The organism is Roseovarius azorensis (genome assembly GCF_900109455.1).
Classification (GTDB): domain Bacteria; phylum Pseudomonadota; class Alphaproteobacteria; order Rhodobacterales; family Rhodobacteraceae; genus Roseovarius; species Roseovarius azorensis.
Genome location: NZ_FOAG01000016.1, coordinates 42,011 through 65,044 on the forward strand (window position 1 = coordinate 42,011; position 23,034 = coordinate 65,044).

Below are 23,034 nucleotides of genomic sequence, written 5' to 3' on the forward strand. Positions count from 1 at the left end.
GAGGATGTAAAATGACGAAAGGGGACCGCACGAAAATGCGCGGTCCCGCTTGGATTTCTGCCGGATCAAACCCGACGACGTTTCGGCGGGCGGCAGCCGTTATGCGCCATCGGCGTCACGTCACGGATCGAGGTGATGTTGAACCCGACCGCCGCCAGCGCGCGCAGCGCCGATTCGCGACCCGAGCCGGGGCCCTGCACCTCGACCTCAAGCGAGCGCATGCCATGTTCCTGCGCCTTGCGGCCCGCATCCTCTGCGGCCATCTGCGCGGCATAGGGCGTGGATTTGCGCGATCCCTTGAACCCCATGGTCCCGGCCGAGGACCAGGCAATCGCATTGCCCTGCACGTCCGAGATCAGGATCTTGGTGTTGTTGAAGGACGAGTTAACATGAGCAACGCCGGTGGCGATGTTCTTGGAAACCTTTTTCTTGGTGCGTTTTGTATCGCGTGCCATATCTGCTGCCCTCCCTTATTTCTTCTTGCCGGCAATGGCCTTTGCGGGGCCTTTGCGGGTGCGGGCATTGGTATGGGTGCGCTGACCGCGCACCGGCAGGTTGCGGCGGTGACGCAGACCGCGATAGCAACCCAGATCCATCAGTCGCTTGATGTTCATCTGGGTGTCGCGCCGCAGGTCGCCTTCGACGGTGTAATTCGCGTCGATATGTTCGCGCAGGGCCAGCGCCTCGGCATCCGACAGCTCGTTGACGCGACGCGATGCGTCGATGTTCACGGCTTCACAGATGGCCTTGGCCGAGGCATGGCCGATTCCGGTGATATAGGTGAGGGCGATGGGTACCCGTTTGTTGGTCGGGATATTGACGCCGGCGATACGTGCCAAGTGCAGTTTCCTTTTCGTTGCGGTTCCGTAGCACCAGAACCTTTTTTCACAACGCAAGCCCGAGGCGCTATCGCTCCGGGCCGCAGCTGAATTCGGATTATCGATTCACGTCCCGGATGCGCACCCGGAAGAGAATCAATCTCATGGTCGAGATAGGGCTGGTTATGGGGAAATCAAAGGGGCGTCAAGCCCCCCACCTCTATTTGTCCAACGCCTCTGCAATCGCCGCCTTTACCGCGTCTATATCGCCCAGCCCATCGACCGAGAAGAGCTGGCCATGCGCATAGTAATAGCCGATCAGCGGCGAGGTTTTCTTGTAATATTCCATCAGTCGATTGCGCAGCGATTCCTCGTTGTCATCCGCCCGGCGCCTGACCTCGGTGCTGCCGCATCTGGCACATTTGCCGTCCGCGGGCCAGGGCTTGGTGATGTCGTTGTAGACTTCACCACAGCCGCCACAGGTCGAACGCGCGGTGATGCGGCTGACCAGAGCCTCGTCATCGACGCGCAATTCGATCACCGCGTCCAGCGTCTGTTCCTGCTCTTCCAGCAGATCGGCCAGCGCATCGGCCTGTGCCAGCGTGCGCGGAAACCCGTCAAAGATAAAACCGCCACGCCGGTCACCCTGCAACTTCTCGCGGATCAGACCGATCACGATCTCGTCGGTCACCAGATCGCCACGCGCCATCACCCCGGCCACGACGCGCCCCATTTCCGATCCGCTGTCCTTGGCCTCGCGCAACATGTCGCCGGTGCTGAGCTGGATCATGTCGCGGGTTTCGACCAGATGATGCGCCTGCGTACCCTTTCCCGCCCCCGGCGGCCCCAGTAGTATGATATTCATCGGCGCGCTGCCCCCCCTCTGCGCGTGCGTTTCTTGCCCTTGCCGCTCAACTGCGACTTCTCGATCAGCCCCTCATACTGATGCGCCAGCAGATGCGACTGAACCTGCTGGATCGTGTCCATGGTCACCGAGACCACGATCAGCACCGAGGTACCGCCGAAATAGAACGGAATGGCGAACTGATCGCGCAGGATTTCCGGCAGCAGCATGACCGCCACCAGATAGGCAGAACCTAGCACCAGAATGCGGTTGACCACGTAGTCAAGATATTCCGCCGTGCGCTTGCCTGGCCGAATGCCAGGCACAAAACCGTTCTGGTTCTTCAGGTTCTCGGCCACGTCATCGGTCTTGAACGACACGTTGAACGTGTAAAAATACGTGAAGAACACGATCATCACGGTAAAGAACAGCAGATAGAGCGGTTGACCGGGGCCGAAATAGGCCATGATCGCGGACATCACCGGGCTGGCGTGATTGCCCGAAAACGTGCTCACCGTGGCCGGCAGCAAGAGCAGCGAGGAGGCAAAGATCGCCGGTATCACGCCCGCCGGGTTGACCTTGACCGGCAGGTGGCTGCTACCGCCGTCATAGACCTTCATGCCCACTTGGCGGCGCGGATACTGGATGTGGATCTTGCGAAGGCTGCGTTCCATGAAGACCACGAAGCCGATCACCACCACCACCATCACCATCACCCCGATGATCACCGCCGGGCTGATCGCACCGGATCGGCCAGAAGCAAAGAACTGCGCCAGGGCGGCGGGCACCTCGGCGATGATGCCGACAAAGATGATCAGCGAAATCCCGTTGCCGATGCCGCGCGCCGTGATCTGCTCGCCCAGCCACATCAGGAACATGGTGCCGCCCACAAGCGTGATCATGCAGGACGCGATAAAGAATGCGCCGGGCGTGGTCACGATATCGCCCGCCTGCAGACTGACCGCCAGACCATAGGACTGCAGCGTCGCCAGGAACACCGTGCCATAGCGGGTATACTGGTTGATCTTCTTGCGCCCCTGTTCGCCCTCTTTCTTGAGTTGTTCGAGCGCGGGCACCATCGCGGTCAGCAACTGCACGATGATCGAGGCCGAAATATAAGGCATGATCCCCAGGGCAAAGATGCCCATCCGCCCGAGCGCGCCGCCGGTGAACATGCTGAGCATCCCGCCGATACTGGCCTGCGCGCCCTCCATGAATTCGCGCAGCGCCACGCCGTCGATACCGGGCACCGGAATGAAAGTACCCAGCCGGTAGACGATCAGCAAACCCAGCGTGAACAGGATACGTTTGCGAAGATCGGTGGCCTTACCCAGCGCCGACCAGCTTGTATTGGCGGCCATTTGCTCTGCTGCAGATACCATTGGCGGGTCTCTTTCATGTATGAACGCCGCCTCGGGCTGTTTTCCAGCTCAGGCGGCGTCAAGGGAAAACTCGAAGCATATGTAAGCGGCACAGAGGCCGCTCACAACCTCTTATTCGGCCACCTGCGCGGTTGTGACCGTCAGGCTGCCGCCCGCCTTCTCCACCGCTTCGATGGCGGCGCGCGAGGCGCCGGTCACGGCAATGTCGAGCTTGGCGGTGACATCACCCTTGGCCAGGACCCGGATACCGTCCAGTTTGCGGCGCACCAGGCCCGAGGCCACCAGCGCGTCCTCGGTGATCGCGGCCGAGGCGTCGAGTTTCTTGGCGTCGACGAATTTCTGGATCAGGCCAAGGTTGATCACCGCATACGACTTGCGGTTCGGCTTGGTAAAGCCACGCTTGGGCAGACGCTGATAGAGCGGCATCTGGCCGCCCTCATAGCCGCCGATGGCCACGCCCGAACGGGATTTCTGGCCCTTGACGCCACGCCCGGCGGTTTTGCCCATGCCGGAACCGGGACCACGGCCAACGCGTTTCTTGCGCTTGGTCGCACCGGGATTGTCGTGCAGTTCATGCAGTTTCATTGTCGCTTCTCCTCTTGCCGGATGCGGCCCCCAGCGACGGGAGCGGCCGAACGCGGCGTGTCTGGTTGAGTCGGGCCACATGGCCACCGGGGGCGTATAGACGCCCGACGCGTCGGGATCAAGGGCCAAGCGATCAGCCCACCAGCGGGTTGCGCCAGCCGGACGGCGAGAAGGGGCACATCAACGCTCGCTCCACGAGATCGAGCCGGTCCTGCCCATAGAACGGATCGCCCCCGACGAAATAGGTGGGCGAGCCAAAGACCGACCGCGCGATCGCCTCGGCGGTATTGGCGTCGTGGATGGCCTGCACCGGCCCCGACATCGCCGCAGCCAGCAGCCCACCGGGATCAATCCCGCAGCCCGCGATCAGCGGCGCGAGGGTGGCGGGGTCGGCGATATCCGCACCGTCCCGCCAATGCGCGCCGAGGATGGCATGGGCCAGCGCATCCGCCCCCCGCCCCGCCTCTTGTGCCGCGATGATCACCCCATTGGGCAGCGTGAGCGAATTGTCGTGATGCGTCGGGCGGTGGCGGATCACCTCGACTCCGCGAAACTCGGCCCAATGCTCGATATCGCGGCCAAAGAAATAATCCACATGCGCCTGCGTGCGACCGGCAAAGGACAGGCCACCCACCGCCTCGACCACCGGCGACAGGTATATCGGCTTGTGAACCAGCCGCGCGCCATGCGCGGCGCAGATCTCCATCAGACGCGCAGAGCCCAGCCAGGCAAAGGCGGAATGGGCGGAATAGAAATACTCGATATCGGTCATGTCCCGAACCTAATGCGCCCGGCGCCCGTCCCGCAAGCGCCCCCTCACCCCCGCACAGACGGTGTTCTCGTGACACGACACGCCGGCCACCTGTAGTGATCCGTCGTCGCCCCCGCGCAGGCCGGGATCAGACTGCCGGCGAAGGTAGCAGGCGCTGAAATCCACCCCGTCTTCACGCTACGTTCAGGGAACGGAATCGCAGCGGGAACATTTCCCGGGCTTTCGGGGGCTGCTCCGGGGGGCAGGATTTCTCCACGCTTTGAGGCCCCACCATCGGCGGGGCCTTTCAATCCGTCATGCTGGGGATTACTCTTCCCGGCTCTCGGGCGTATCGACGAGGTTGTCGAACTCGTCACCACCGACCACGTCATCATCCATGACCGGTGCCGCAAGCGCGGCCGCCGCGGCGGCCTCTTCCCTGCGGGCCTCGATCACGATGTTGTCGCGCGTCTGCGCGATGCGGCGCATGTCCTGCGTTGCACCACCCGTGCCCGCCGGAATTAGACGACCGACGATGACGTTTTCCTTGAGACCCACCAGCTTGTCGCGCTTGCCCTGAACCGAGGCCTCGGTGAGGACGCGGGTGGTTTCCTGGAAGGACGCCGCCGATATAAAGGATCGCGTCTGCAGGCTGGCCTTGGTGATCCCCAGAAGGATCGGTTCGCCCTGCGCCGGACGACCGCCCTTGGAGATGGCCTTTTCGTTGGCCTCGTCAAACTCGATCTTGTCCACGTGCTCGCCCTTGAGCAGCGTCGTGTCACCGCTGTCCTGGATTTCCCATTTCTGCAGCATCTGGCGGACAATGACCTCGATATGTTTGTCGTTGATCTTGACGCCCTGCAGGCGGTAGACCTCCTGCACCTCGTCGATCATGTAGTTGGCCAGCGCCTCGACCCCCATGATGGCGAGAATGTCATGCGGCGCGGGATTGCCGTCCATGATGTAGTCGCCCTTCTGGACATAGTCGCCTTCCTGCACCGGAATATGCTTGCCCTTGGGCACCATGTATTCGACCGGCTCCAGGCTCTCGTCGGTGGGTTCGATGGTGATGCGGCGCTTGTTCTTGTAGTCGCGCCCGAACCGCACATGACCGTCGATTTCGGCGATGATCGCGTGATCCTTGGGGCGGCGCGCCTCGAACAGTTCGGCCACACGCGGCAGACCGCCGGTGATGTCCTTGGTCTTGCCGCCCTCGCGCGGGATCCGTGCAACCACGTCGCCGGCCTGCACCTCCTGGCCCTCTTCGACCGAGAGGATCGCATCCACCGACATCGGATAGGTCACCGGATTGCCCGCATCGTTGCGCACCGGCTCGCCGTCCTCGCCCACGATGAACACCTCGGGCTTGAGTTCGTTGCCACGCGGTGCCGCGCGCCAGTCGGTCACGATCTTCTGGGTCATGCCGGTGGCATCGTCGGTCACGTCACGCACCGACACGCCGCTGACCAGATCCACGAATTTCGTGGTTCCGGCTTTTTCGGCAAGGATCGGCAGGGTGTAGGGATCCCATTCAAAGAGCTTCTGGCCGCGAACAACCTTATCGCCCTCCTTGACAAAGAGCTTGGTACCATAGCCGACCTTGTGGCTGGCCAGTTCCACGCCCTTGTCGCCAATGATCCGCAGCTTCATGTTGCGACCCATCACGAGGGTTTCGCCATTCGCATTGTCCAGCGTCTGCGGCTGGTCATAGGCGATCGTGCCTTCCTGGCTCGCCTCAAGGAAGGACTGCTGCCCGCCCTGCGCGACGCCGCCGATGTGGAAAGTCCGCATCGTCAACTGCGTGCCCGGCTCACCGATCGACTGTGCGGCGATGATGCCCACCGCCTCGCCGATATTGACCATCGTGCCACGCGCCAGATCCCGGCCATAGCAGGTGGCGCAAACGCCATCCTCGGCCTCGCAGGTCAGCGGCGAGCGCAGGCGCACGGTCTGCACCGCCGCATCTTCCAGCGCGTCGGCCATGCGTTCGTCGATCAGTTGCCCCTTGGTCACGATGACCGTATCGGTCAGCGGATCGACGATATCCTCTGCCGCCACGCGGCCAAGACTGCGCTCTGCCAGAGATGCCACGATTTCGCCGTCGTTGACCGCCGCCTCGACCATGACCGCGCGCTCGGTGCCGCAATCATGCTCGCGCACGATGCAATCCTGAGCCACATCCACCAGACGACGGGTCAGGTAACCCGAGTTGGCGGTCTTGAGGGCCGTATCCGACAGACCCTTGCGGGCGCCGTGGGTCGAGTTGAAATATTCAAGAACGGTCAGGCCCTCCTTGAAGTTCGAGATGATCGGCGTTTCGATGATATCGCCGTTCGGCTTGGCCATGAGGCCCCGCATGCCACCCAGCTGTTTCATCTGCGTGACCGAACCCCGCGCCCCCGAATGCGCCATCATGTAGACGCTGTTGGGTTCCTGCACGGCCCCGTTCTCGTCGAGGATATCGGCGGAAATCGTCGACATCATCGCCTCGGTCACCTGGTCGTTGCATTTCGACCAGGCATCGACCACCTTGTTGTATTTCTCGCCCTGGGTAATCAGGCCATCCATGTATTGCTGTTCGAAGGCCTTGACCTGCGCCCGGGTCTCTTCGACGATCGACCACTTGTTGTCAGGGATGACCATATCGTCCTTGCCGAACGAGATGCCCGCCTTGAACGCCTCGCGGAAGCCCAGCGTCATGATCTGGTCGCAGAAGATGACACTCTCTTTCTGGCCGCAGTAGCGATAGACGGTGTCGATGACCTGCTGCACCTCTTTCTTGCGCAGCAAGCGGTTCACAAGACTGAACGGCGCCTTGGCGTTCTGTGGCAGAAGCGCGCCCAGACGTGCCCGGCCCGGCGTGGTTTCGACCCGCACCATGACCTCGTTGCCGGTTTCGTCGATCTGCGGCACGCGCACGGTGATCTTGGAATGCAGATGCACCTCGCCCGCGTCCAGCGCATGCTGAACCTCGCTGATCGAGGAAAATACCATCCCCTCGCCCTTCATGCCCGCACGCATCAGCGTGACATAGTAGAGGCCAAGGATCATGTCCTGCGAGGGCACGATGATCGGTGCGCCGTTGGCGGGGCTGAGGACGTTGTTGGTCGACATCATCAGAACGCGCGCCTCAAGCTGCGCCTCAAGGCTCAGCGGCACGTGTACGGCCATCTGGTCGCCGTCAAAGTCGGCGTTGAAAGCGGCGCAGACCAGCGGATGCAGCTGGATCGCCTTGCCTTCGATCAGCACCGGCTCGAACGCCTGAATGCCCAGCCGGTGCAGTGTCGGCGCACGGTTGAGCATCACGGGATGTTCGCGGATCACCTCATCAAGGATGTCCCAGACCTCGGGGCGTTCCTTTTCGACCAGTTTCTTGGCCTGCTTCACCGTGCTCGACAGGCCCTTGGCCTCAAGACGGCTGTAGATGAACGGCTTGAACAGTTCGAGCGCCATCTTCTTGGGCAGACCGCATTGATGCAGCTTCAGTTCCGGTCCGGTCACGATGACCGAACGGCCCGAAAAATCGACGCGCTTGCCCAACAGGTTCTGCCGAAAGCGGCCCTGCTTGCCCTTGAGCATGTCCGAGAGCGATTTCAGCGGGCGCTTGTTGGCGCCGGTGATGACCCGGCCACGGCGGCCGTTGTCAAAGAGGGCATCGACGGATTCCTGCAGCATCCGCTTTTCGTTGCGCACGATGATATCTGGCGCCCGCAGCTCGATCAGCCGCTTGAGACGGTTGTTGCGGTTGATTACCCGGCGATAGAGATCATTGAGATCCGAGGTGGCGAACCGGCCGCCATCCAGCGGCACCAGCGGGCGCAATTCGGGCGGAATGACCGGCAGCACGGTCATCACCATCCATTCCGGGCGGTTGCCGGAATCGATGAAGCTCTCTACCACTTTCAGGCGCTTGATGATCTTCTTGGGCTTGAGCTCGCCGGTGGCTTCCTTGAGATCGGCGCGCAGACGGTCGGCCTCGGCTTCGAGATCGATGTTCTGGAGCATCTCACGGATCGCCTCGGCGCCGATATTGGCGGTAAAGGCGTCGATGCCATAGGCATCCTGCGCATCCATGAACTCTTCTTCGCTGAGCATCTGGCCATAGCTCAGATCGGTAAGGCCCGGCTCGATCACCACGTAATTCTCGAAATAGAGCACCCGCTCTAGATCGCGCAGCGTCATGTCGAGCATGAGGCCGATGCGGCTGGGCAGTGATTTCAGGAACCAGATATGCGCGCAGGGGGCTGCCAGTTCGATATGGCCCATACGCTCGCGCCGAACCTTTTGCAGGGTTACCTCGACGCCGCATTTCTCGCAGACGACGCCGCGATATTTCATGCGCTTGTATTTGCCGCAAAGGCATTCGTAATCCTTGATCGGACCAAAAATGCGCGCGCAGAACAGCCCGTCACGCTCTGGTTTGAACGTGCGGTAGTTGATCGTCTCGGGCTTCTTGATCTCGCCGTAGGACCAGCTGAGAATACGCTCCGGGCTGGCAAGGCTGACCTTGATTTCGTCAAACACCTTGGCGGGGGCCACGGGGTTGAACGGGTTGTTTGTGAGTTCCTGGTTCATTTTCAAATCCTTAGAGGCTGGCGGTGGAGGATGCCGGGCCAAAGCCCGGCCTACCGAGTTGGCGCATGCCGGGCTTTGGCCCGGCGTTGCGCTTACTCATCCTCCTCCGCATCCAGGAGTTCCATGTTGAGGCCGAGGCCCCGGACCTCTTTGACGAGAACGTTGAACGATTCCGGCACGCCGGCTTCGAAATTGTCCTCACCCTTGACGATCGACTCGTAGACCTTGGTGCGACCTGCCACGTCGTCTGACTTGACGGTCAGCATCTCCTGCAGGGTGTAGGCGGCGCCATAGGCCTCAAGCGCCCAGACCTCCATTTCCCCGAACCGCTGTCCGCCGAACTGCGCCTTGCCGCCCAGAGGCTGCTGTGTCACCAGGCTGTAAGGCCCGGTCGAGCGCGCGTGGATCTTGTCGTCCACCAAGTGATGCAGCTTGAGCAGGTACTTGATGCCCACGGTCACGGGCCGCGCGAACTGCTCGCCGGTGCGCCCGTCAAAGAGCGCCGACTGGCCGCTCTCGTCAAAGCCCGCGCGCCGGAGCGCGTCGTTCACGTCCTGCTCCTTGGCCCCATCAAAAACCGGGGTGGCAATCGGCACGCCGCGTGTCACCGTGCCGGCCGATTCGATCAGCGTCTCCTCGTCCATGCCCTCGATACCCTCGGCGTAGACATCGTCGCCATAGGCAATGCGCATCGCCTCGCGCACCGGCGTGAGATCGCCCGAGCGGCGGTATTCCTGCAATGCCTCGTCGATCCTGAGGCCCAGCGCGCGCGCCGCCCAACCCATGTGGGTTTCCAGAATCTGGCCCACGTTCATCCGGCTGGGAACGCCAAGCGGATTGAGACAGATATCGACTGGCGTGCCATCGGCGAGGAACGGCATGTCCTCCATCGGGATCACCTTGGAGATGACACCCTTGTTGCCGTGCCGCCCCGCCATCTTGTCGCCCGGCTGCAGCTTGCGTTTAACGGCGATGAAGACCTTGACCATCTTCATCACGCCCGGTGGCAGATCATCGCCCCGGCGGACCTTTTCGACCTTGTCCTCGAACCGCGCATCCAGCGTGCGCTTTTGCGCCTCGTACTGGTCATGCAGCGCCTCGACGATCTGCGCGTCGGCCTCGTCCTTGAGTGCCAGTTGCCACCATTGGCCCCTGGTCAGGGTCGCAAGCAGATCCTCGGAGATCTCGGAATTCGGCTTGATGCCTTTCGGGCCCTTGACCGCAACCTTGCCCAGAATGAGCGTCCGCAGGCGGGCATAGATGTTGCGATCGAGAATCGCCAGTTCGTCATCCCGGTCACGCGCCAGACGTTCGACTTCCTCACGCTCGATCTGCAGGGCGCGCTCGTCCTTTTCAACCCCGTGGCGGTTGAAGACGCGCACCTCGACGACCGTGCCATAGTCACCCGGTTTCACCCGCAGCGAGGTGTCGCGCACGTCGCTGGCCTTTTCGCCAAAAATCGCGCGCAGCAGTTTCTCTTCCGGTGTCATCGGGCTTTCGCCCTTGGGGGTGATCTTGCCCACCAGGATATCGCCCGGCTGCACATCTGCCCCGATATAGACGATACCCGCCTCGTCGAGATTGCGCAGCGCCTCTTCGCCCACGTTGGGAATGTCGCGGGTGATCTCTTCGGGCCCCAGTTTGGTGTCGCGAGCAGCCACCTCGAATTCCTCGATATGGATCGAGGTGAACACGTCATCGCGCACGATGCGTTCCGAGATCAGGATCGAATCCTCGTAGTTGTAGCCATTCCACGGCATGAAGGCAGTGATAACGTTCTTGCCAAGCGCCAGCTCGCCCATGTCGGTGCAGGGACCGTCGGCGATCACCTCACCTTTCTGCACGGTATCGCCCACCTTGACCAGCGGTTGCTGGTTGATACAGCTGTTCTGGTTCGAGCGCTGGAACTTGCGCATCCGGTAGATGTCCACGCCCGGATCGCCGATTTCCAGATCCTCGGTGGCGCGCACCACGATCCGCGCGGCATCGACCTGGTCGATCACCCCGGCGCGGCGCGCCATGATGGCCGCGCCTGAATCGCGAGCCACGACGCCCTCGATCCCGGTACCCACCAGCGGCGCCTCGGCGCGCAGCGTCGGCACCGCCTGGCGCTGCATGTTCGAGCCCATGAGGGCGCGGTTGGCGTCGTCATTTTCCAGGAACGGAATGAGCGAGGCCGCCACGGAGACAAGCTGCTTCGGGCTCACGTCGATCAGATCCACGCTCTCGCGTGGGGCCAGCATGTATTCGCCCGACTGGCGGGTTGAGACCAGATCGTTGACGAAATGCCCGCTGTCATCGAGTTTGGCGTTTGCCTGCGCGACCGTGTGGCGCATTTCCTCGGTGGCGGACATGTATTGCACCTGATCCGTCACCTTGCCGTTGACCACCTTGCGATAGGGGGTCTCGATAAAGCCGTATTTGTTGACCCGCGCAAAGGTGGCGAGGCTGTTGATCAGGCCGATGTTCGGACCTTCCGGCGTTTCAATGGGGCACATCCGGCCATAATGGGTCGGGTGAACGTCGCGCACCTCGAAGCCTGCGCGCTCGCGCGTGAGGCCGCCCGGCCCGAGCGCCGAGAGGCGGCGCTTGTGGGTGACTTCGGACAGCGGGTTTGTCTGGTCCATGAACTGCGACAGCTGCGAGGAACCAAAGAATTCGCGCACCGCCGCCGCCGCCGGTTTGGCGTTGATCAGATCCTGCGGCATCACCGTGTCGATTTCCACGCTCGACATGCGTTCCTTGATCGCGCGCTCCATCCGCAGCAGACCGACGCGATACTGGTTCTCCATCAGTTCGCCGACCGAGCGCACCCGGCGGTTGCCGAGGTGGTCGATATCGTCGATATCGCCCTTGCCGTCGCGCAGTTCCGTCAACGCCTTGACGCAGGCCACGATATCGTCGCGGTCCAGCGTTCGTTGCGTGTCCGGCTTGTCCAGATCGAGCCGCATGTTCATCTTGACCCGGCCCACGGCGCTGAGATCATAGCGCTCGGCGTCAAAGAACAGCGTCTCGAACAGCGCGGCAGAGGCCTCTTCGGTGGGCGGCTCGCCGGGGCGCATCACGCGGTAGATATCCATGAGCGCGCTTTCGCGGTTCATGTTCTTGTCGGCGGCCATGGTGTTGCGGATGTAGGGGCCGACATTGATGTTGTCGATGTCGAGCACCGGGATGTCGATGATCCCGGCATCCAGCAGATCCTGCAACGTACCGCCAGAAATCTCGCCATCCTTGCCATATTCCAGTGTCAGCTCGTCGCCCGCCTCGACATAGATCGCGCCGGTTTCCTCGTCGATGATGTCGCGGGCGACAAATTTGCCCACGATATGCTCGAACGGCACCAACAGTTCCTTGACCTTGCCCTCGTCGATCATCTGCTTGACCGCGCGCGGCGTCACCTTCTTGCCGGCCTCGGCGATCACTTCGCCGGTTTTCGCGTCGATCAGATCATAGGTCGGGCGGGTGCCGCGCACCCGCTCGGGGAAGAACTTGGTGACCCAGCCCTTTTTCTTTTTCAGCTTGTATTCGACCGTATCGTAATAGGCCGTCATGATCGCTTCCTGATCGAGACCAAGCGCGTAGAGCAGCGTCGTCACCGGCAGTTTACGGCGACGGTCGATGCGGGCAAATACGATGTCCTTGGCGTCGAACTCGAAATCGAGCCAGGAGCCGCGATAGGGAATGATCCGGCAGGTAAAGAGCAGCTTGCCCGAGGAATGGGTCTTGCCCTTGTCGTGGTCAAAGAACACGCCGGGGCTGCGGTGCATCTGGCTGACGACCACGCGCTCGGTGCCGTTGACGACAAAGGTGCCGTTGGGCGTCATCAGGGGCATGTCGCCCATGAACACGTCCTGCTCCTTGATATCCTTGACGGATTTCGCGCCGGTATCCTCATCGACATCGAACACGATCAGCCGCAGCTTGACCTTGAGCGGCGCGGCATAGGTCATGTCGCGCTGCATGCATTCCTCGACGTCGTATTTCGGTTTCTCCAGATCGTAGCTGACGAATTCCAGCACGCTAGTCTCGTTGAAATCCTTGATCGGGAAAACCGACTGGAATACGCCCTTGATCCCCTCGCCGTCCATCGGCTGAGGCTGGTCGCCCGATTTCAGGAAGAGATCATAAGAGGATTTCTGCACCTCGATGAGGTTCGGCATTTCCAGCACTTCGCGGATCTTGCCGTAATATCTGCGCAAACGTTTCTGGCCGAGGAAGGTCTGAGCCATGGTCGATGTCACCTTTCATTTCTCACCGGTCGCGCGCTGTCGGGGTCCAGCGCCACGGCCATCAGAGAGGGCAGGGTTTGATCCATTCATGGCCGTCGTCCCAATGACGGCCTCCCGATCACGTAAACCTTGCCTGAGAAAAGCCCCGGCACCGCAGGGCCTCTCTGAGACAGGTTTGGCCGGACCCGGGATTCCGGGTCCAGCCGTAAAATCCTGTCCGGGTTTCCCCGGCGTGGATTACTTGATTTCGACTTCGGCGCCAGCTGCTTCCAGCTTGGCCTTGATGTCGTCTGCTTCGTCCTTCGAGACCTGCTCCTTGACGGCCTTGCCGCCGGCATCGACCAGATCCTTGGCTTCTTTCAGCCCCAGACCGGTGATGGCGCGCACCTCCTTGATGACGTTGATCTTCGACGCACCGGCCGATTTCAGGATCACGTCAAATTCGGTCTGCTCTTCGGCAGCCGCGCCACCGGCGTCGCCGCCTGCGGGGCCGGCCATCATGACCGCGCCGCCAGCGGCGGGTTCGATGCCGTACTCGTCTTTCAGGATGGTTTTCAGTTCTTGTGCTTCGAGAAGCGTCAGACCAACGATCTCTTCTGCCAGTTTCTTCAGATCAGCCATTTGTGACTCTTTCCGTTATCTAGATGTGTTCCAACGTCGGGAAGTAAACCCTACGCGGATATTACAGTTTGCCTTACGCGGCTTCGGCCTTTTCTACGATGGTCGAAAGGATGCCCGCGATGTTCGAAGCAGGTGCGCCAATTGCCCCGGCGATGTTCGAAGCAGGTGCGCCGATACAGCCCACGATCGAAGCAATAAGCTCGTCACGCGAAGGCATTTTCGACACGGCCTCGACACCGGCCCGGTTCAGCGCCGTGTCTCCCATTGCCCCGCCAAGGATCTCGTATTTCTTGTTAACCTTGGCAAAGTCCTCGGCCACCTTGGCTGCTGCCACGGGGTCCTCGGAATAGGTGAGCACGGTCATGCCCGAGAGGTATTCAGCAATGCTTGCGCAGGGCTTGCCCTCAAGGGCGATCTTGGCGAGCCTGTTCTTGGCAACGCGGACTGATGCCTCTGCCGCACGGGCGCGGGCACGCAAATCCTGCATTTCGGCAACTGTAAGACCCGTGTAGTGGGCCACCACTACAACGCCAGAGCTTTCAAAGATCTGGCCGAGTTCCTCGACCACTTTCTCTTTCTGGGCTCTATCCACAGTTTTACTCCAAATTTGGGGGTCTCCCCCCGGCTCAGTTCTGCCACCCCGACGGGGCGGCGTTCGGGTCCAAAACAAGGGTCCCGAGGCCAAGATCACCCGAGTGCGGTCGCCCGCGCCGGAAATCTCATCTCGTTCCCCATCTCAGGAAGGAATTATTCAGGCGACCGCCTGAACCCTCCGTCTCGGACAGGACAGGGCCGGATTGAGGCCCCGCCTATTCGCCCCGGACCGTGGCCCGGAGCAAATTCTTATTCGGTGACCGCGCTGTTGATGTCGACCGACACGCCCGCGCCCATTGTGGACGATAGCGAGATCTTCTTGACATAGGTGCCCTTGGCACCGGCGGGTTTGGCCTTTTGCACGGCCGACACGAAGGCGCGGACGTTCTCGGCCAGCTTGGCCGCGTCGAACGACGCCTTGCCGACGCCGGCATGCACGACCCCGGCCTTTTCGGCCTTGAACTGCACTTCGCCGCCTTTGGCGTTCTTGACGGCCTGCGCCACATCCATCGTCACCGTACCCACCTTGGGGTTCGGCATCAGGTTGCGCGGGCCCAGCACCTTGCCCAGACGGCCCACTACGGGCATCATGTCGGGCGTGGCGATGCATCGGTCGAATTCGATCTTGCCGCCCTGCACGATTTCCATCAGATCCTCGGCGCCGACAATGTCGGCCCCTGCGGCCTGCGCCTCATCGGCCTTGGCACCGCGGGCAAAGACTGCGACGCGCACGGTCTTGCCGGTGCCGTTGGGCAGACCTACAACGCCGCGGACCATCTGGTCTGCGTGACGCGGATCGACGCCGAGATTCATCGAAATCTCGACGGTCTCGTCGAATTTCGCGGTGGCATTGCCTTTGATCAGGGCAATTGCGTCCTCGACGCTGAGATTGTCCTTGCCAGCAAAGGCTTCGCGCAGGGTGCGGGTCCGTTTTCCAAGCTTTGCCATCTTACTTCACCTCGATGCCCATGGAACGCGCGCTGCCCAGAATGATCTGCATGGCGGCGTCGATATCGTTCGCGTTCAGATCTTTCCACTTGGCTTCGGCGATCTCGCGCACCTGCTTGGTGGTGACTGTGCCAGCGGTGGAGCGACCCGGGGTTTTCGCCCCCGACTGCAGCTTGGCGGCCTTTTTCAGAAAATAGGACGCGGGCGGCGTCTTGATCTCCAGATCAAAGGATTTGTCCTGATAATAGGAAATCACCACCGGGCAGGGCGCGCCCGGCTCCATGTCTGCGGTTCTGGCGTTGAACGCCTTGCAGAATTCCATGATGTTGATGCCGCGCTGGCCCAGTGCGGGGCCGACGGGCGGGCTGGGATTGGCTTGCCCGGCTTTCACCTGCAGCTTGAGCGTCCCGATAAGTTTCTTGGCCATCCGGCCTCTCCTTTGCTTCCAACACCTTCGGGGCGCGCCCCTCTGGCTCTCTTGTTGTGTGGTCCGGTCCGGCGACCGCGGTCGCCTCGCCTCCCACGGCTCACATCATCAGGCCTGTTTGCTGACCTGTGTGAATTCCAGTTCGACCGGGGTTTCCCGGCCAAAGATCGACACCGACACCTTGAGGCGCTGGTTGTCCTCGTCCACTTCCTCGACCATGCCATCGAAATCCTCGAACGGGCCGTCGTTGACCTTGACCTTTTCGCCGATCTCGAAATGAATCAGGGTGCGCGGGCTTTCCTCGCCCTCCTGCACGCGGTTCAGGATCGCGTTCACCTCGGCATCGCGCATCGGCATCGGACGGCCCTGCGGCCCGAGAAACCCGGTCACCCGATTGATCGAGTTTATCAGGTGATAGCCCCTGTCCGACATTTCCATATGCACCAGCACATAGCCCGGCATGAAACGGCGCTCTGCGGTCACCTTCTTGCCGCGGCGGATCTCGATCACCTCTTCGGTGGGCACCAGAACCTCGTCGATCTCATTCTCGAGACCCTGTTCGGCGACCGATGCCCTGATCTGCTCGGCTATCTTCTTCTCGAAATTCGAGAGAACGCTGACCGAGTACCACCGCTTTGCCATACTGACCTTTGCCTTTGTTCTTACCGGCGCGGGGCCGGAATTTCCGTCATGTTTCAGACGCTTGGGCCTGAACCCTCTGAAACAAAAATCGGCGCGCAACCCGAATCGCCGCGCGCCATATTCCGAAGTGTGGTGTCAACTACCTTTGATTGACTGCGATTTCAAGGGTCAGTCCGCGATTTTGTGCCGGCTCAGCCAAACAATCCCAGCACCGCCTGAAGCCCGCCACGGATCGCCAGATCAATCAGCGCAAAGAAAATAGCGGTGATCGTGGCCATGATGAAAACCATCACCGTGGTCAGCAGCACCTCGCGACGGGTGGGCCAGACCACCTTGGCCACTTCCGAGCGGACCTGCTGAATGAACTGGAGCGGATTCGTATGTGCCATCTGCGCTGTCTTCTCTTATCTCGCCATGATGCGCACATACGCGGCCCGGCTCGCGAGTTCAAGGGCAGACGATCAACTGCCCTGTTATCCGCAGCCGCGCACCGTCGTCAATGGCGCATACGGTCCGCATCATATCCGTTTCGCCGCGGCATCCAGCGGCGGGGCACAAGAGCGAGCGCCGCATCGCACAGCCGCCGCACCCGCGCATCGCCAAAGATCACATGCCCAATCAGGACAAGCCAGAAGCCGATGAACAGCGTAACCAGCACGATCACCGGCTGCCAAAGCACCAGCACAAAGGCGATTGCCCAGAACAGATGCCATGTGCCCGGACGAAAACCCTTCAAACGGTTCAATAGATCGTCGAAGCGGTGCCTGCCCCCTGAACGATGGCGGTCCCAGACCTGACCCGACAGCGGTTCAAGGTAGTCCTCGGATACCTGCGGCGCAAGCTCCGGCAGCGCGCGCCGACTGGCCTTGCGCCGTTCCTCGGTCAGAATTTCGCGGATCGTCTGCTTTGCGTTTTCAACCGCAATTTCTGTCGATGCAGCATCAACTGGTGGATGACCTTCAAATTCCGTATCGTCATGTGATAAAAAAACCTGCGGGTTCTGGCCCCGCGAAAAATACGTTTCCATAGTGGCACAAACTCTCTAACACCCACGCCCCCACGCGGATCGGCGATAATCTCCCCCAGATCACCAGACCGATTAGTGTTAAGGATGCGGCGCAATTAAGGCAAAATGATGGCAAAGACACGTCAAAATCACGACATGTCCCATTTTAACCACATTTAAGGCCAATTTTGGATGCAACCTGCTGCTGTAATGTCAGACGACGCAGCGCCGCTAAAAATAGGTCATGCGCTGGAATTCGGGTCGCGTGAGCGGCTGGAAATATAGATCCATCTGCCAGAAACAGCCGTCCCCGGGCCGCCAGAGCGGATCGGAAATGTCAACCACGCCAAAACCGCGCTCGCGCATATAGGCGACCATCTCGTGAAACAGCAGCGCCTCGGGCGCGATTCGGAATCCGTAGGTCTCGATGATGACCAGCGCCGCCTCTGACAGACAGCGCCCAGCCCCTTCCAGAATCGGCACCTCGTAGCCATGCGTATCGAGCTTGACCAGGAACGGACCCTCGCCCGGTTGCGTGATGTCATCAAGCCGCACCGCATCGACCTCGATTGCCGCCTGATCCTCTCCGGGTTCGGCCTTGCCGCCGAACGGGTCGTCCGCGTTGAATCGGAGTTTCTGCGCCTTGTTGCTGGCCGCCGCCAGAACAAATCGGCTGCGCGGGTGGTTACGGCAAAACACCTCAAGCGCGGGTTCGTGATGCGGATTGGCCTCGACCAGAACGTATTGCGCGTCCGGGATGTAATCCATCGCCTGCGCCGACCACCGCCCGTCAGAGGCACCCACGTCGATCACCGTGCCGACGTTCAGACCGCGCCCCGTGATACGTTTCAGGGCCGCCAGCATATGCGTACGCTTTGTTTCATGCACCTGTCGCCGCCACGAGGCGGGGACCGCCCTTTTCAGAAGGCTTTTCATGAAATCCCCTGTCAAATCCAGTCGGACGACACTATCCGGCCATCCCTCGGCACACAAGATGCACGCGGCTCGGCCCGTCTCTGACGCTATCTGGAAAATGGCAGGGGCAGCAGGGCTCGAACCCGCGACCTACGGTTTTGGAGACCGTCGCTCTACCAGCTGAGCTATACCCCTGTGGCCGAAGGTGGGATTACGCCAGCTTGGCACGGGAATCAAGCGCTCTCGGACGATTTCGGCGGCGCGGGCGGCAAATATCCCGACCCGCCAGCCCGAGATGCCCGCTCAGGCCGCCCGACGCGCGGCGCGGCCCGGACCTTGCACGACACCGCTGTCGAACAACCGGGCGATCTCGGCATCGCCAAGGCCCAGCACATCGCCAAGTATTTCTTCGGTATGCGCCCCCAGCCGCGGGGCGGATTGCGGATCCTGCCGGTGATGCCCGGAGAATACCGCCGGATGCCCTGGCACCGGAAACCGGCCCAGACCGGGCTGATCCAGCAGGCGGAACATCGGGTTGTCCTCGCTCAGGTCCGGGTCTTCGGCCAGCGCCTCGCGCACCGAGCGGAACACTGACCAGGTGAGGCCGACCGCGTCGAAATCTCCCGCGAAATCCGCCACCGTGCGCGCCGCGAACCAGGGGCGCAGGATTGCCGTGATGTCGTGCCGCAATTCCCACCGCACGCCCTCGTCGTTCAAGTCGCGCCCGCTGCGCGCCGCCAGATCCGCCATTGCCGCAGCGCTGTCCGTGGCCTTGACCAGCCCTCGCCACTGCCGGTGCGTGAGGCCGATCACCATCACCCGCCGCCCGCAGGCGCAGAGAAAATCCTGCCCGTAGGCCCCATAAAGCGCATTGCCGGACTTGCCGCGCTCGGCCTCGTTCACCACCGCATCGCCGATCAGCCCCAGGTGGCCGATCGCCGCCGCCGCCACATCCTTGAGCGACAGTTCCACCTCCTGCCCCCTGCCCCGGCGCAGACGCTCGCGTTCCGCCGCCAGAAGCGAGGACACCACCAGTTGCCCCGCCACCAGATCCCAGGCGGGCAGCGCATGCGCCACCGGCTCTGGCCAACCCTCAGGGCCGGTCATCTCGGGGATGCCAAGTGCCGGATTGACCGTGTAATCCACCGCCGGGCGACCGTGGCGGTCACCCATCAGCGTGACCATGATCAGATCCTCGCGGCGTTGTTTCAGGGTGTCATAGTCCATCCAGCCCCGCACCCGCAGATTGGTCAGGAAAAGCCCCGCATCCTCGCCCGGAGCCGTCACGATCCGGGTGATCAACTCCCGCCCCTCCGGACGGCTCATGTCCACGGCGATGGATTTCTTGCCCTTGTTCAGCCCAGCCCAGAACAGGCTCTGCCCCGAGGGCGCCAGCGGCCAGCGTCCGGCATCAAGCCCACCGCCGATGCGGTCGAACCGGATCACCTCTGCCCCCATCTGTGCCAGGGTCATCCCCGCCAGCGGCACTGCGACAAAGGCCGATCCTTCGACTACCCGCATACCTTTTAGAATTCCACTCATTGCTTGCCCTCCCAGGTCGCCTTGGCCTGTGTGCATTGATGCCCCGCCTGCCCGGCGAAGAGCGTCAGAGCGCCGCCTTCGCCCCCGGTTGCCATGAGGTCGATCTGCGGGCTTTCGCCGCTGACCAGCAGCATCGGATGAACGCCGCGAAAATCGAACCCCGTGGGCCAGCGGCCCCGCACCTTATGGGCCAGCTGCATGAGCCAGGTGGCCTGCAACGGCCCATGCACCACAAGGCCGGGATAACGCTCGACCTGTTGTGCATAGGATAGGTCGATATGGATGCGATGCGCGTTGAAGGTCAGCGCCGAGTAGCGAAAGAGCAGCACTTCGCTCGCCGTCCGCGTATCATGCAAGAGCGGTGTCTCCGGCATCGACTGCTTGCGCGGCGGGCTGAACGTGGCGGGAATGTCGAGATAGACGATGTTCTGCTCTTCCTCGATTGCCAGCCCGTCCTCACCATGCAACTCATGCGCGAGCGTGACCAGAACCAGCGGGCCCGAAGCGCCCGCCTTTTCCTGCAGGTTACGGATGGTGGAGTGACGGGTCAGCCTCTCGCCCACATGCAGAGGGCGCAGAAACCGCAGGCTGGCGCTGGCCCACATCCGTCGCTGCAACGGGACCGGCGGCAGGAAGCCACCCAGCCTGGGGTGCCCGTCGCGAGCCAGATCATCCGTCGGCACTGTCGGCACGAAGGCGCACCAGTGCCAAAGCGGCGGCATCGGATCGCCTTGGCCCGGCGGCGGCATCTGCGCCGTGCCCAGGGTCGCATGGATTTGCGCAGCCTGCTGAACCGAGATACAGCTCACCTGCGTCTCGCTGCGACCGATCCAGCTTGCGATGTTGAGCCAGTCCATTCCAACGCCTCCCCGCGTCATGACCCAGCCTGCCGCGATCTCGAAAAAAGTCAAGATATCAATAGCTTAATTGAATACCATTGCATGCAATTCCGATGCTGCGGGCGCAGCCGCCGTCAGCGATCCAGATTTTCATGGAAAACCAGCGCGCGCGCCCTCTGGGCCGCCGCGCGCGCTGCGCATGCAATCCCTGTCTCGTTCCCGGAAAACAGGCGCGGCAGATTGCCCCAGAGCGGCGCAGCCTACTCACTCGATCAGGAACCCGCCCGATTGCCGCGCCCAGAGCCGTGCGTACAGCCCGCCCTGCGCCAGCAGCGCGTCATGCGCGCCTTGTTCGACGATGCGCCCCGCATCCATCACCACCAGCCGGTCCATCGCCGCGATGGTCGAGAGGCGGTGTGCAATGGCGATCACCGTCTTGCCCTGCATGAGGCGATAGAGTTGCGTCTGAATGGCCGCCTCAACCTCTGAGTCGAGCGCCGATGTCGCCTCGTCCAGCACCAGGATCGGCGCATCCTTGAGTGCCGCGCGCGCGATCGCGATCCGTTGCCGCTGCCCACCCGAGAGCTTGACGCCCCGCTCGCCCACGTGCGCGGCGAGGCCGCGACGGCCCTTTGCATCCTCCAGCCCGGCAATGAACTCGCGCGCTTCGGCCAGATCGGCGGCGGCCAGAACCTCCGCCTCGGAGGCGCCGGGGCGACCATAGGCGATGTTGTCGCGCACCGAGCGGTGCAACAGCGCCGTGTCCTGCGTCACCACGCCGATGGCGGCCCGCAGGCTTTGCTGATTGACCTGCGAAATATCCTGACCGTCGATCAGGATACGTCCCGAACTCAGATCGTAGAACCGCAGCAGCAGATTGACCAATGTCGACTTCCCGGCCCCCGAGCGCCCGACAAGCCCGACCTTCTCGCCCGGCGCTAGCGTCAGATCGAGGCCGTCGATCACCGCCGGTCTCTGCTCGCCTGCCCCGGCATAGACAAAGCGGACAGTCTCGAACCGCACCTCGCCTCTTGTCACCGTCAGGGGCCGGGCCTTTGGCACATCCTGCACAGCGCGCGGCAGCGACAGCGTCGAAAGCCCGTCGCGAACCGTGCCGACATTCTCGAAGAGCGCGGCGAATTCCCACATGATCCAGTGCGACATGTTCCCCAGCCGGAGCGCCAGCGGAATCGCCACCGCCAATGCGCCCAGATCAATCCGCCCCCCAAGCCACAGCCACAGACCCAGCGCCGTGACCGCGCCGGTCAGCAGCACATTGAGCAGATTGACCGAAATATCCTGCGTCGCCACCAACCGCATCTGGCGATGCACGGTCTGCAGGAATCCGTCCAGACCGGCGCGCGCATAGGCCTCTTCACGCGCGGCATGGCTGAACAGCTTGACCGTGGCGATGTTGGTGTAGCTGTCGACGATCCGCCCCGTCATGTCGGCGCGGGCATTGGCCTGCGCCTGCGCCACCCGCCCGAGACGCGGCACGATAATCAGGAGCAAGGCGCCATAGCCCAGCGCCCATAGCGCGAACGGCAGGGCAAGGCGGATATCCTGTGCCGCGGCCAGCGCCAGTGCCCCGATGAAATAGGCAAGGATATAGACCGCCACATCCATCAGCTTCATCACCGTCTCGCGTACGGCAAGCGCGGTCTGCATCAGCCGCGTCGCGATGCGGCCCGCGAATTCCTCCTGAAAATAGCCCAGCGACTGACCCAAAAGCCAGCGATGCCCCTGCCAACGGATGCGCTGCGGGAAATTGCCCATCAGGCCCTGATACATGATCAGCGCGCCGGTCACGCTGAGCGCGGGCAGCACCACCAGCAGCAGGACGGCCATGCCACCAAGGCGCGCAGCCTCTTCGGGCAGGAATCGCTCGGGGCCAAGTTCCGCCATGCGGTTGACCAGCGTGCCCAGATAGCCCAGCAGGACGATCTCGACAGCCGCGAACACCGCTGAGATCAGCGACATCGTAACCAGCCACGGCGTCAGTGGCCGCGCATAATGCCACAGAAAGGCCCAGAGCCGCGCGGGCGGCTGTTCAGGCTCCGGCGAGGGATAGGGATCTATGCGCGCTTCGAAATAGGTAAACAGTTTTCTCAAGATTCCGGCTCCGAAATAAGAAAAGGGGCGCGCCGTGACCCGCACGCCCCTCGAATCTCGAAGCGGATCAGACGTTTACTCGATGATCTTCGACACGACGCCGGCGCCGACGGTGCGGCCGCCCTCGCGGATGGCGAAGCGCAAGCCGTCTTCCATGGCGATCGGCGCGATCAGCTCGACCTCGAACTTGAGGTTGTCGCCAGG

Annotated in this window: 20 protein-coding genes and 1 tRNA gene; all 21 read right to left on the reverse strand. The window is 62.2% G+C overall.

The window, feature by feature from the left end; all coding sequences use genetic code 11:
- Positions 1-65: 65 nt before the first annotated feature.
- Entirely contained in the window at positions 66-455 is a 390-nt protein-coding gene (gene rpsK, locus BSG08_RS17365; protein WP_093039116.1) for a 30S ribosomal protein S11, read from the reverse strand.
- A gap of 15 nt (positions 456-470) precedes the next feature.
- On the reverse strand, positions 471-839 hold the full coding sequence (rpsM, locus tag BSG08_RS17370) for a 30S ribosomal protein S13 (protein WP_093039117.1): 369 nt from the start codon (positions 837-839) through the stop codon (positions 471-473).
- Between the two features lie 199 nt (positions 840-1,038).
- Positions 1,039-1,683: an adenylate kinase gene (locus BSG08_RS17375; RefSeq protein ID WP_093039118.1), complete on the reverse strand. Its 645-nt coding sequence runs from the start codon at positions 1,681-1,683 to the stop codon at positions 1,039-1,041.
- A complete protein-coding gene (gene secY, locus BSG08_RS17380) occupies positions 1,680-3,044 on the reverse strand; it encodes a preprotein translocase subunit SecY (RefSeq protein WP_093039119.1) in 1,365 nt (454 codons plus the stop codon). The genes BSG08_RS17375 and secY overlap by 4 nt, the downstream gene beginning before the upstream one ends.
- Positions 3,045-3,155: 111 nt before the next feature.
- Entirely contained in the window at positions 3,156-3,629 is a 474-nt protein-coding gene (rplO, locus tag BSG08_RS17385; RefSeq protein ID WP_093039120.1) for a 50S ribosomal protein L15, read from the reverse strand.
- A gap of 133 nt (positions 3,630-3,762) precedes the next feature.
- On the reverse strand, positions 3,763-4,401 hold the full coding sequence (locus BSG08_RS17390; protein ID WP_093039121.1) for a 2-hydroxychromene-2-carboxylate isomerase: 639 nt from the start codon (positions 4,399-4,401) through the stop codon (positions 3,763-3,765).
- Positions 4,402-4,707: 306 nt separating this feature from the next.
- Positions 4,708-8,955, reverse strand: a complete 4,248-nt coding sequence (gene rpoC, locus BSG08_RS17395; protein WP_093039122.1) for a DNA-directed RNA polymerase subunit beta' — start codon at positions 8,953-8,955, stop codon at positions 4,708-4,710.
- 92 nt (positions 8,956-9,047) lie between these two features.
- The gene (rpoB, locus tag BSG08_RS17400) at positions 9,048-13,184 is read right to left on the reverse strand and encodes a DNA-directed RNA polymerase subunit beta (protein ID WP_093039123.1); all 4,137 of its coding nucleotides are present in this window, start codon (positions 13,182-13,184) and stop codon (positions 9,048-9,050) included.
- Between the two features lie 237 nt (positions 13,185-13,421).
- Complete coding sequence (gene rplL / locus BSG08_RS17405; protein WP_093039124.1) at positions 13,422-13,805, reverse strand: 50S ribosomal protein L7/L12; 384 nt, start codon at positions 13,803-13,805, stop codon at positions 13,422-13,424.
- Positions 13,806-13,878: 73 nt separating this feature from the next.
- The gene (rplJ, locus tag BSG08_RS17410) at positions 13,879-14,397 is read right to left on the reverse strand and encodes a 50S ribosomal protein L10 (RefSeq protein WP_093039125.1); all 519 of its coding nucleotides are present in this window, start codon (positions 14,395-14,397) and stop codon (positions 13,879-13,881) included.
- A 251-nt stretch (positions 14,398-14,648) separates the two neighbouring features.
- Positions 14,649-15,347, reverse strand: a complete 699-nt coding sequence (gene rplA, locus BSG08_RS17415) for a 50S ribosomal protein L1 (RefSeq protein WP_093039126.1) — start codon at positions 15,345-15,347, stop codon at positions 14,649-14,651.
- A gap of 1 nt (position 15,348) precedes the next feature.
- Positions 15,349-15,774 carry a 50S ribosomal protein L11 gene (gene rplK / locus BSG08_RS17420; protein ID WP_093039127.1) on the reverse strand — a complete coding sequence of 142 codons (426 nt, stop codon included), beginning with the start codon at positions 15,772-15,774 and terminating at the stop codon, positions 15,349-15,351.
- A gap of 108 nt (positions 15,775-15,882) precedes the next feature.
- Positions 15,883-16,416: a transcription termination/antitermination protein NusG gene (gene nusG, locus BSG08_RS17425; protein ID WP_093039128.1), complete on the reverse strand. Its 534-nt coding sequence runs from the start codon at positions 16,414-16,416 to the stop codon at positions 15,883-15,885.
- Positions 16,417-16,607: 191 nt separating this feature from the next.
- A complete protein-coding gene (secE, locus tag BSG08_RS17430) occupies positions 16,608-16,805 on the reverse strand; it encodes a preprotein translocase subunit SecE (RefSeq protein ID WP_093039129.1) in 198 nt (65 codons plus the stop codon).
- 107 nt (positions 16,806-16,912) lie between these two features.
- On the reverse strand, positions 16,913-17,443 hold the full coding sequence (locus BSG08_RS17435; protein WP_093039130.1) for a DUF1129 domain-containing protein: 531 nt from the start codon (positions 17,441-17,443) through the stop codon (positions 16,913-16,915).
- Positions 17,444-17,653: 210 nt separating this feature from the next.
- On the reverse strand, positions 17,654-18,358 hold the full coding sequence (locus BSG08_RS17440; protein WP_093039131.1) for an FkbM family methyltransferase: 705 nt from the start codon (positions 18,356-18,358) through the stop codon (positions 17,654-17,656).
- Between the two features lie 98 nt (positions 18,359-18,456).
- Positions 18,457-18,532: transfer RNA gene (locus BSG08_RS17445), tRNA-Trp, on the reverse strand.
- 108 nt (positions 18,533-18,640) lie between these two features.
- The gene (locus BSG08_RS17450; protein ID WP_093039132.1) at positions 18,641-19,879 is read right to left on the reverse strand and encodes a CoA transferase; all 1,239 of its coding nucleotides are present in this window, start codon (positions 19,877-19,879) and stop codon (positions 18,641-18,643) included.
- The gene (locus BSG08_RS17455; protein ID WP_245770737.1) at positions 19,876-20,736 is read right to left on the reverse strand and encodes an HTD2 family dehydratase; all 861 of its coding nucleotides are present in this window, start codon (positions 20,734-20,736) and stop codon (positions 19,876-19,878) included. The genes BSG08_RS17450 and BSG08_RS17455 overlap by 4 nt, the downstream gene beginning before the upstream one ends.
- A gap of 246 nt (positions 20,737-20,982) precedes the next feature.
- Entirely contained in the window at positions 20,983-22,821 is a 1,839-nt protein-coding gene (locus tag BSG08_RS17460; RefSeq protein WP_139274590.1) for an ABC transporter ATP-binding protein, read from the reverse strand.
- A gap of 84 nt (positions 22,822-22,905) precedes the next feature.
- Positions 22,906-23,034 (reverse strand): EF-Tu C-terminal domain-related protein (locus BSG08_RS17465; RefSeq protein WP_483880127.1); only part of this gene is annotated, 129 nt, incomplete at its 5' end.

Coding starts and splice junctions, on each gene's coding strand:
- rplL (WP_093039124.1), bottom strand. CDS start 13,805: ATGGCTGATCTGAAGAAACTGGCAGAAGAGATCGTTGGTCTGACGCTT.
- rplK (WP_093039127.1), bottom strand. CDS start 15,774: ATGGCCAAGAAACTTATCGGGACGCTCAAGCTGCAGGTGAAAGCCGGG.
- BSG08_RS17450 (WP_093039132.1), bottom strand. CDS start 19,879: ATGAGTGGAATTCTAAAAGGTATGCGGGTAGTCGAAGGATCGGCCTTT.
- nusG (WP_093039128.1), bottom strand. CDS start 16,416: ATGGCAAAGCGGTGGTACTCGGTCAGCGTTCTCTCGAATTTCGAGAAG.
- BSG08_RS17455 (WP_245770737.1), bottom strand. CDS start 20,736: ATGGACTGGCTCAACATCGCAAGCTGGATCGGTCGCAGCGAGACGCAG.
- rplA (WP_093039126.1), bottom strand. CDS start 15,347: ATGGCAAAGCTTGGAAAACGGACCCGCACCCTGCGCGAAGCCTTTGCT.
- secY (WP_093039119.1), bottom strand. CDS start 3,044: ATGGTATCTGCAGCAGAGCAAATGGCCGCCAATACAAGCTGGTCGGCG.
- rpsK (WP_093039116.1), bottom strand. CDS start 455: ATGGCACGCGATACAAAACGCACCAAGAAAAAGGTTTCCAAGAACATC.
- rpoB (WP_093039123.1), bottom strand. CDS start 13,184: ATGGCTCAGACCTTCCTCGGCCAGAAACGTTTGCGCAGATATTACGGC.
- rpoC (WP_093039122.1), bottom strand. CDS start 8,955: ATGAACCAGGAACTCACAAACAACCCGTTCAACCCCGTGGCCCCCGCC.
- BSG08_RS17440 (WP_093039131.1), bottom strand. CDS start 18,358: ATGAAAAGCCTTCTGAAAAGGGCGGTCCCCGCCTCGTGGCGGCGACAG.
- BSG08_RS17390 (WP_093039121.1), bottom strand. CDS start 4,401: ATGACCGATATCGAGTATTTCTATTCCGCCCATTCCGCCTTTGCCTGG.
- secE (WP_093039129.1), bottom strand. CDS start 16,805: ATGGCACATACGAATCCGCTCCAGTTCATTCAGCAGGTCCGCTCGGAA.
- BSG08_RS17435 (WP_093039130.1), bottom strand. CDS start 17,443: ATGGAAACGTATTTTTCGCGGGGCCAGAACCCGCAGGTTTTTTTATCA.
- rplO (WP_093039120.1), bottom strand. CDS start 3,629: ATGAAACTGCATGAACTGCACGACAATCCCGGTGCGACCAAGCGCAAG.
- BSG08_RS17375 (WP_093039118.1), bottom strand. CDS start 1,683: ATGAATATCATACTACTGGGGCCGCCGGGGGCGGGAAAGGGTACGCAG.